Source organism: Protofrankia sp. CiP1_Cm_nod2, assembly GCF_920664355.1.
Taxonomy (GTDB): domain Bacteria; phylum Actinomycetota; class Actinomycetes; order Frankiales; family Frankiaceae; genus Protofrankia.
This window is the reverse complement of the sequence record NZ_CAKKTL010000148.1, coordinates 4342-13393: the sequence shown is the minus strand read 5'-3', so window position 1 is coordinate 13393 and position 9052 is coordinate 4342. Positions and strand designations below refer to the sequence as shown.

Genomic DNA, 9052 nt, shown 5'->3' with positions numbered 1-9052 from the left:
GATCCCGCTCTGCGGGCCGCGCACGCCGCCGCGCCCTGGGTGGCCGTCTGGGACGACCACGAGACCGAGAACGGCTACGCCGGCCTCACCGACGAGTCCGGCGACAGTGGGGACAAACACCAGGATCCGGCCGTGTTCGCCCGGCAGCGGGCCGCCGCCTACCAGGCGTACTACGAGCACATGCCGATCCGGGTCAGCTACACCCCCGGCTCGCCGGACCTGCGGCTCTACCGCCGGTTCACCTTCGGTGACCTGCTCACCCTCAACATGATGGACACCCGGCAGTACCGCACCCCGCAGCCCGGCCGGGTCTCCCAGGACATCGGCAACGCGTCGCTGGGGGAGAACAACACCGCCGGGACGATGGCCGGCGCCGAGCAGGAGGCCTGGCTCGTCGACGGCCTGCGGGCATCGACCACCCGGTGGAACGTGATCGCCCAGCAGACGATGATGGCCCAGCTGCACGCGCGGATCGCCCCCGGCCTCGGCGACGTGCTGGCCAACCTCGACCAGAACGACGGCTACGTGCCGTACCGCACCCGCCTGCTGTCCGCCGTCCGCGACAGCCGGGCACGCAACCCGGTGGTGCTCTCCGGCGACATCCACTCCGCGTGGGTGAACGACCTGCGGGCCGACTTCAACCGGCCGGAGACGCCGGTGATCGGCACCGAGTTCGTCTGCACGTCCATCAGCTCGGGGTTCCTGCTGGTCGACGACGATCTCATCCGGACGAACAACCGGCTGCTCAACCCGCACGTGCGCTACTTCCGCGGGGACCGGCGCGGCTACACCCGCGTCCACGTCACCCCCGGGCAGTGGCAGGCCGAGATGCGGGTGGCCGAGACGATCGACCGCCGGGACGCGCCGGTCACCACCGACGCCACCTGGGTGGTCGAGGACGGCCGCCCAGGCGCCCAGTCGGCCTGAGCGCCGCCTCCGGGCGCGGGGGCCGAGCTTCTTCGGGCCCGGCCACGGCGAGGCCGGGCGCGGGTCAGGCCGGGCGCGGGTCAGACCGGGCGCGGGTCAGGCCGGGCGCGGGTCAGGCCGGGGGTGCGAGGAAGCGGAGCAGGCCCGGCCGCAGGACGATCCGGGCGGGCAGGTCCGCGACCGGGTCGCCGTCGGCGTAGAGCTGGAACGGCCGGTCGGCGTCCACCCGGACACTGCGTGCCCGCAGCACCTCGACGTGCGCGGAGTCCACATGGCGCCCGGAGAACACCTTCGGGAACGTCGACAGAAAGGTGATCTTGCCGCAGTGCGCCAGCAGCACGACGTCGAGCAGCCCGTCGTCGAGCTCCGCCCCGGGTGCCAGGCGCATCCCGCCGCCGTAGCAGGCGGAGTTCGCCACCGCCACCGTCCAGCCGACGAGCTCGCGCGGGGCACCGTCGTCGATCTCCACGGTGAACCGGGCCGGCTTCCACGCCGCCGCCGCCCGTAACGCGCCGTAGGTGTAGACCTGCTGGCCGCGGACGAACCGGGCCCGGTTGGCGATCACCTGGACGTCCGAGTCGAAGCCGACACTGGCGATGCCGAGGTAGGCCCGCCCGTTGGCCTCGGCCAGGTCGATGCGACGCTCGACGCTGCTGGCCAGGGCGGTGGCGGCGATCACCGGATCCCGGCTGGCGCCGACGGAGCGCAGGAAGTCGTTGCCGCGCCCCCCGGGCAGCACGGCGAGCAGCCCGCCCAGCCGGGCCACGGCCTCGGCGACCCGGCCGGCCAGACCGTCCCCGCCGAGGGCGACCGCCACCCGGCCGTCGGCCACCGCCTGTCCGGCGAGATCGGCGGCGTGGCCGATGTCGCGGGTCCGCTCGACGCGCACGTCCGACGCCCAGCGCCGCAGCGCGGCGGACACGTCCGGCAGCGCCCGTGCGCCCCGTCCGCCACCGGCGTGCGGGTTGACGATGAGCAGCAGCCGCCGCCGGTCCACCTCCGCCGCCGGTGGCGCGGCGGTGTCCGTCCCAGGTGCGGTGTCCGTCCCAGGTGCGGTGTCCGTCCCAGGTGTCGTCATCCCCGCCAGCCCTCTCCCGTTCCCGGACCGCTTCCCGGCCCGGGGTACGCACGCCCACCAGCATGATCATCTGTTGTCGAACACCGTCCGACCGTCGACGATCTTACGATCTCTCCGGAGAACCCCGTCGGGCGATCTCTGGTGTCGGTCGCCGGGACCGCGGACGGCTACGACGTCGCGGCCGCTGGCTACGGACGGGCTACAGGTGGGTGCTGTCGGCGCCGAAGAGCAGGCAGGTGGCGAGGGTCTCGGTGCTGCGCAGATCCCACAGGACGAGGTGCTCGAGCAGGAGCGTGGCCGCGTCGGACGGCCAGAGCGCGACCCACAGCCACACCCCGCAGGCCTCCCCGACGAACACCGCCCGGTCGGGCGGGCAGAGCACCGGCCACAGGGCGGTCGGATGCCCGGCCGCCTCGATCTTCTCCTCGGGCTTGCCGCCGATGCGTTCCGGGTCGGTGCCGGGCAGCCCCGCCAGCCGCGCCCCGAGACCCGTCCCGGGCTCCTCGGCGACAAGGACCAGCTCGGCCGGCCCACCGAGCGGGGACGGCCCGCCGGCGGCGAACGCGGTGGCCCGCGGGCCGGTGCGCTCGTCACCGGCCCAGGCGACCCCGCTGCCGAACCAGTGCACCGGCATCGGCCAGGGCACCCAGACCGGCGCCGTGGCCGCGTGCGCGAGGAAGAGCAGCGCCTGCTCCCGGGAGGACGCGGCGACCCGGTACGGCGCGACCTCCCCGTGCTCCTCGCAGCGCCACTGGTCGTTCCACAGATCAGGCGGGCATAGTGCCCCCAGGCATCGGGGACAGGCGGGAGGAGTCGTCACCGGCGGGCTCCCCAGCGGCCTTCCAGGCGATACGCGTCACTCGACGACGCTTTCATAGCCGTGGTCACTTCCCTTGGCTTTCGTTCGTCAAACCCGTCGCGGGCGGACCGCGGACGCCTCGCCCCGCAGCCTTCGCCCCGCCACCGTGAAGCCGCCGCGGAGCCACCGCGGGAAGGCCCTGAGGGGCCCATGTGCGGAGGCCTCCGCACATGGGCCCCCGTGGGGGAGCCGTCCCGTGGAACCGCCGCGGAGCCGCTGCGGAGCCGCCGCTGGAGCCGCCGTGGATGTTTCGCCCTGCCCGAGAGGGTGCTTCATCTCGCCCGGACCGGGTATTGCCTGACCGGGTGGCATCAGTGGGCGTCACAACGGGTGTTGCGCTCGGCCGTCCGGCATGGTCCGTGTGTCCGGTGTGACCGTGCGCTTGGCTCCGGCGCCCGGTATCCCGGCATCGGCACGATGCGCACATGTACGTGCGCATCCGCCCGGCCGTCCGCTCGTCCGGCGGTCGCCGGTGGCCGTCAGCGGCTGCCGGCGGTTGCCGGTTGTTGCCAGTTGTTCGGTATACCGACGTTGTCCCGTCCCGCGTGGCGCCGCCCTTCCGGGCGTCCTGTGCACGAAGGTGGAGTGGTGGCATCCATGGGCAAGGTCGAACCGTTCTGGGTGGCGGGCCGGCCGGCGACGGGCTCGACGGCCTTCGAGGTGCGTCACCCGTGGGACGGCCGTCCGGTCGCCACGGTCTCGCAGCCGGACGCCGGGCAGGTGGAGGTGGCGGTGGCCGCCGCCGCCCGGGCCGCGCGGGAGCTGGCGGCCGTGTCGGCGCACGGCCGGGCCGCCGCCCTCACTCACGTCAGCGGCCGGATCGCCGAGCGCGGTGAGGAGATCGCCGCGCTCATCACCGCCGAGAGCGGCAAACCGCTGACCTGGGCGCGGGCCGAGGTCGCCCGGGCGACGTCGACCTTCCGCTGGGGCGCGGAGGAGGCCCGGCGCTGGTCCGGGGACCTGCAACGGCTCGACACCGACCCGGCGGGGGCGGGGCGGCTGGCCGTGGTCCGGCGCGTCCCCCGCGGCCCGGTGCTGGGGATCACGCCGTTCAACTTCCCGCTGAACCTGGTCGCGCACAAGGTCGCGCCGGCGCTGGCCGTCGGCGCGCCGATCATCGTCAAGCCGGCGCCGAAGACGCCGCTGTCGTCCCTGCTGCTCGCCGAACTGCTCGCCGAGACCGACCTGCCCGAAGGGTCGTGGTCGGTGCTGACCGTGCCGAACGAGGCCATGGCGGAGCTGGTCGCGGACCCGCGGCTGCCAGTGGTGTCGTTCACCGGCTCCGCGGCGGTCGGCTGGTCGATCCGGGACGCCGTGCCCCGCAAGCACGTCGTCCTCGAGCTCGGCGGCAACGCGGCGGTGCTCGTCGCCGCCGACTGGTCCTCGCCGGCGGACCTGCGCCAGGCCGCCCAGCGGATCGCGACGTTCTCGAACTACCAGGCCGGCCAGTCCTGCATCGCCGTCCAACGGGTGTATGCCGAACGTGGCGTGTACGAGACGTTGCTGAGCGAGGTGACGGCCGCGGTCGAGCGGCTGCGCACCGGCGACCCGGCCGACGAGGCGACCGAGGTCGGGCCGCTGATCGACCTGACGGCGGCGGAACGGGTCGAACGCTGGATCGCCGAGGCCGTCGACGCCGGCGCGACGCTCGTCACCGGCGGCAAGCGGGACGGCACGTCCATCGCCCCGACCGTGCTGCGCGGCGTGCCACCCGAGGCGAAGGTGGTACGGGAGGAGGTGTTCGGGCCGGTGCTGGTCATCGAACCGGTCGACAGCCTCGACGACGGCCTGGCCCGGATCAACGACAGCCCCTACGGCCTGCAGGCCGGGATCTTCACCCATGACGTGACGACCGCCTTCCGCGCCTACCACCAGCTCGACGTCGGCGGAGTGATCATCGGGGACGTCCCGTCCTACCGGGCGGACCAGATGCCCTACGGCGGCGCCAAGGAGTCCGGTGTGGGACGGGAGGGCGTGCACGCGGCCATGGCGGACCTCACCGTCGAACGGGTCCTCGTCCTCACCGGCCTCGACCTGTGACCCGCCCGCCCTGACCCGCCTGATCCGGCCCGCCCGGCCGGACCCGGCTGGTCCGGCCCGCCCGTCCCGTCCCGACCGCCTGGCCCGGCCTCGTCGAGACGGGGCCGGGCCAGGGCGGCAGTCCGGACGTCACGTGCTCGGTGTCACCTCGACGGCGCCGAAGCCGTGGGTGGTCAGCGCGCCGATCCCGGCGATGGCCGCGAACCGGCTCAGCGCGCCGAAGACGTCCGTCACGGTCACCGACGCCGTCCTCAGCAGACGCAGCTCGGCGTTGCCCACGAACCCGACCTGCCGGATCTGCTCGTTGAGCGGGATCTGCCGGCTCGCCCCGGAGACGGAGTCCAGGAACACCGCGTCGGCCAGCTCACGCGCGATGCCGTCGTCGATCTCCAGGGCGGCCGGGGCGTAGGTGTTCCACCGGGTCCACAGCGAGCGCACGATCAGCACCGGTTCGGGCAGCGGCAGGTCCCGGCCGCTACGGGAGAAGAACAGCGGTGTGATCATCCGTAACCGGACGCGCCGGGCCGGCCCGGCCGACGCCAGCCGCGCGAACGGCCACGGGTCCACGTCGAACCCTGTGACCTGCTGCTCGCACGGCCCGAAACGGACCGTCCGTGGCGGCCAGTTCCGCGGCAGCTCCTCCTCCCTGAGCCAGCCCAGCCGCCAGAGTGTCATCCCCGGACAGCCCGCGATACCCACGGCACCGGTGGACGACGCGGCCCCGGTGGCCCCGGTGGCCCCGGTGGCCCCGGTGGCCCCGGTGGCCCCGGTGGGGCCCGCGGAGTTCGTGGGGCTGGCGGGGCCCGTCGGAGCCGTCGTGCCTCTCGCGGCCGCCGTGCCCGAGCTGGGCGAAGGCGTGACCGGCCCGACCGCGAACGGCTTGCTCTCCGCATGATGATCGCTGTCGGTGGTCTCGAAAAGCCGAGCGGCGGCACCGAGTAACTGGCGCGGCGACGGCGTACGCGGTGGAGCTGGGAACTTCAATATCAGTGAAGCCGGCATCGTATCCCCCCATGGACCCGGAATCCGGACGCTCAGAGTAGCCGCCCTCTCCGCCAAGGCAACCCCCGGTCCCTCATCCGACGGTCCCTCATCCGGCCGGAACACTCCCGAGAACAGCCATCCTCCGTGTTACGGCCACCGCCGGCACCGTGTTCCATCCGCGCCACTCGAGTCGGCTTGATCGTGGCCGGTGCAGATCGTTTCGCCAAACCCAGTTTTTCCATGATCTTCGATGGCTTCGTTTACGCAGATCAGAGGCTATGTCGATCTATATCGATGATTATTTCCAGATCTTCATGGAGATCGTTTGCGATAGGTCCTCGTAACCAAGTGGTATAGCCCCGGCTCGGCAGGGCTCCCGAAGGGGGTGCCCCGCTAATCCCATCCCGATCATGAGGGCATAGAAACATGAAGGGCCACGCGCCACCGTTCTGGTATTCGCCCTCGGTGACCCCGGTCCGATCATGGGGGTGGGGTCGCCGTCGGGCTCGTATGTGGGGCTGGCTGGATGTCGGTGATGTTGCTGCGCGTAGCCGCACGGATGATGGTGATCCGTTGATGGGTGCTGTTTGCCGGGGAAGATCGGCGCGAGTTTGTCGTTGTGTACGCTTGTGTGGCTGAAAAGCGTGCACAATGACAAAATTGCGCCGATCATGTTTTGTGCGGGCGGCTGTGGGCGGTCACGGGTTGTACTGGTGTTGGCTGATCGGTGCTCCGGTGCCTGTCGGTTGGCGCCAGCGCTCGTGCGGGCGGGGGAGCGGGCGTGGAGGCCGGGAAACGCCGCGTTCACGGGCGGCGGGCGCTCACGTTGTATTCGTAGAGGGATTTGTTCGAGTTTCGTTTGCGGATCGTGGTGATCTCGACGTTCATGTAGCCGAGGGCGCGCAGCATGGCTGCGTACCAGGTGTGGGCGGGGACATCATGGCCGTAGAAGGCCGAGTTCCCCACGATGTAGGAGACCGCGCCGCCCCGTTTCACAGCCGGTGTGACGGCCTGGAAGTGCAACCACATGTCGTGGTGGTACCTGTGCACGTAGGTCGCGAGCAGCGGGCCGTTCTTCCCGCCGTCCGCCGTGATTCTGGCGCAGACGGCGGCCATGGCGTCGTCCACGGGGGTGTCGGTCTCGGGGCGCCAGCCGTTCAGTTTCGACGTCGCGGTGCCCCATGTCCCGCCGATGGCCCGCCAGTCGAGGTCCCCGGCGTCACCGGCGAGGTTCAGGAAGCGCAGCCAGTACATGTAGGGGCGTAGTTCCCGGACATAGGACATACGGTTGACGTAGGGCGGGCTGGTGAGGATCAGGTCCGCCTCCTTCAGCTGGTTGATCCTCGTCCGGGAGTCGCCCTGGTGGATGGCGGCGGAGCCTGGCAGGGCGAACCGGGCGGACTGGGCCACCGCGTCCATCTCCAGCGCGAACGCCGAGATCGTCGCTTCCGCCGCGGCCCGGTCGAACAGTGCTGGAGCGCTGTCGCGGGCGTCCCGCGCGGAGGCCCTGGCGGATTTCTCGGAGGGCGCACTGAAGGACATGGACTGGTGGTTGAAGGCGGCGTTGCTCCGGGTGATCAGCACCCGGCACAGCGCGATGTCGAGAAGGTCGCGCACCGGCCCCTCGTGTGCGTCGACCGCCGCCCGCAGCGCTTTCAGCGCGTCCAGCGTCCCGGGCGTCCACCATCGTTCTATGTTGAAGATGTCGGGCTGCCACAGGATGGCGTCACGATCTGTCCGGGTGGCCGTCCGGATGACTTCCCGGGTGGCGTCGACGGCCGCCAGCAGGGTTTCCGGCGAATAGCGCCGGACCTTGGCCCGGCCGAGCCAGATGAGAAAAGGGTTGACGTCGACGCTCTGCCCGTGATGGCCGAGTTCGGCGGCGGCGAGCGGGGTGGTGCCCGTCCCGGAGAAAGGGTCCGTGACGACCGAGCCCGCCGGCAGGCGCGAAATGCTCTCCCGGACGAGGCGCACCCCGTAGGCCGGTGTGAGCCGCAGCCACCCGTGCCGGCCGGCACCCATGTTGGCGCGGAAGGTCAGGTGCTCGTTGCGTGCCACGGGGGGCCGGCCGACAGCCGCGGTCACTTCGCCTCCAACGGTCGGCTCGCTTCCAATGGTCGGCCTGCCGGCGGTTTACCGGAAGCGCCATGCGAAACTTGCCAACCAAGATCCACGATGTGCTCTGATCTGCGACGATACCGATGCGAGGCTGAGACGGGCACCGGTTCGACGGATGGGCTGGTGGACAGGCCGGCGAATGAAGCGGTGAATGAAACGGATAAACCGGTGGATGAGGTTGCCCGGCAGTGCCATCCACCGGCATTGTGGGTGCGAGAACAGCCGGCTGGTGTGCACCGGGTCACGACGACCGGGTATGCCGGCCGGGACGATCGGATTCACCGGACGACGGGAAGCCGGGTGCCGCCGGAGCGGATCGCGCGAAGGGCCCCATGCGTCGGGGCGATCATCATGGATGCCGCCGGCGCGCTGCTGCTCGTCCAGCGGGCCCGGGAACCCGGGCGGGGGCTGTGGTCGCTGCCGGGCGGGCGGGTCGAGCCCGGCGAGAGCGACAGCGCCGCGCTCGTCCGGGAGGTCCGGGAGGAGACCGGCCTGGAGGTGGCCGTTGGACGGCTGGTCGGGCGGGTCACGCGGCCGGGGCCGGACGGAGCCGTCTACGACATCGCCGACTACGTGTGCGACATCGGCGGCGGGATCCTGCGGGCCGGGGACGACGCCGCGGACGTCCGCTGGTGCGCCGACCTGCGCGCCGTGCCCCTCACCGAGGGCCTGCTGGACGCCCTCGCCACCTGGGGCATCACGACCGCATAGAGCGCCGATGGGCGCCGGCCACCGGAGAAGACCGGCGCGTCTGTCGCTGTGTGCACGCTGACGCGGCCAGCAGGCCGGAAAGCGTACCCGACGACGAACCCGCGCCGATCATGGCCTGCGCGGGTGGTGACAGACGGGATGCGCGCTACTGGCCCAGCCCTGTGGGGGTCATGTCAGGAAAGTGAGTATGCAAGTGGCTGTGGTAGCAGCCACTTGCATACTCGTTCTCGTGATCCGGTTGTTATGGGGAAGCAGGGGAGGAAGGAGCGAAGAAGGAGGGAAGGAGGGAAAAGGGAAGAATGGGGAAGAAGAGGGAGGGCGGGGGAGGGCGGGGT

The 9052-nt window shown here is 71.6% G+C and carries 8 protein-coding genes; 4 read left to right on the top strand and 4 right to left on the bottom strand.

The genetic code is table 11. From position 1 onward, the window contains the following. The coding region (locus tag NBW84_RS16235) for an alkaline phosphatase D family protein (protein ID WP_250285588.1) at positions 1-927 on the top strand (927 nt) is incomplete at its 5' end. A gap of 112 nt (positions 928-1039) precedes the next feature. On the opposite strand, the gene NBW84_RS16230 is transcribed toward NBW84_RS16235, so the two are convergent. Together NBW84_RS16230 and NBW84_RS16225 are read right to left on the bottom strand one after the other, a co-directional pair. Next, a complete protein-coding gene (locus NBW84_RS16230) occupies positions 1040-2005 on the bottom strand; it encodes a diacylglycerol/lipid kinase family protein (protein WP_250285587.1) in 966 nt (321 codons plus the stop codon). 199 nt (positions 2006-2204) lie between these two features. Continuing rightward, complete coding sequence (locus tag NBW84_RS16225; protein WP_250285586.1) at positions 2205-2825, bottom strand: DUF6758 family protein; 621 nt, start codon at positions 2823-2825, stop codon at positions 2205-2207. Between the two features lie 636 nt (positions 2826-3461). Here NBW84_RS16225 and NBW84_RS16220 point away from each other — a divergent pair. Further along, complete coding sequence (locus NBW84_RS16220; protein ID WP_250285585.1) at positions 3462-4904, top strand: aldehyde dehydrogenase family protein; 1443 nt, start codon at positions 3462-3464, stop codon at positions 4902-4904. A 129-nt stretch (positions 4905-5033) separates the two neighbouring features. Here the strand turns inward: NBW84_RS16220 and cas6 are convergent, their stop codons facing one another. Next, entirely contained in the window at positions 5034-5579 is a 546-nt protein-coding gene (gene cas6 / locus NBW84_RS16215; protein ID WP_250285584.1) for a CRISPR system precrRNA processing endoribonuclease RAMP protein Cas6, read from the bottom strand. A 31-nt stretch (positions 5580-5610) separates the two neighbouring features. Here cas6 and NBW84_RS16210 point away from each other — a divergent pair, with 31 nt between their 5' ends. Continuing rightward, a complete protein-coding gene (locus tag NBW84_RS16210; RefSeq protein ID WP_250285583.1) occupies positions 5611-5799 on the top strand; it encodes a hypothetical protein in 189 nt (62 codons plus the stop codon). An 893-nt stretch (positions 5800-6692) separates the two neighbouring features. Here the strand turns inward: NBW84_RS16210 and NBW84_RS16205 are convergent. Further along, on the bottom strand, positions 6693-7973 hold the full coding sequence (locus tag NBW84_RS16205; RefSeq protein WP_250285582.1) for a site-specific DNA-methyltransferase: 1281 nt from the start codon (positions 7971-7973) through the stop codon (positions 6693-6695). Between the two features lie 348 nt (positions 7974-8321). Here NBW84_RS16205 and NBW84_RS16200 point away from each other — a divergent pair, with 348 nt between their 5' ends. Further along, the gene (locus NBW84_RS16200; RefSeq protein ID WP_445548258.1) at positions 8322-8717 is read left to right on the top strand and encodes an NUDIX hydrolase; all 396 of its coding nucleotides are present in this window, start codon (positions 8322-8324) and stop codon (positions 8715-8717) included. Positions 8718-9052 lie beyond the last annotated feature (335 nt).

Excerpts from the sequence above, each read along its gene's own strand:
- NBW84_RS16230 (WP_250285587.1), bottom strand. The coding sequence starts at position 2,005 with ATGACGACACCTGGGACGGACACCGCACCTGGGACGGACACCGCACCT.
- cas6 (WP_250285584.1), bottom strand. The coding sequence starts at position 5,579 with ATGACACTCTGGCGGCTGGGCTGGCTCAGGGAGGAGGAGCTGCCGCGG.
- NBW84_RS16220 (WP_250285585.1), top strand. The coding sequence starts at position 3,462 with ATGGGCAAGGTCGAACCGTTCTGGGTGGCGGGCCGGCCGGCGACGGGC.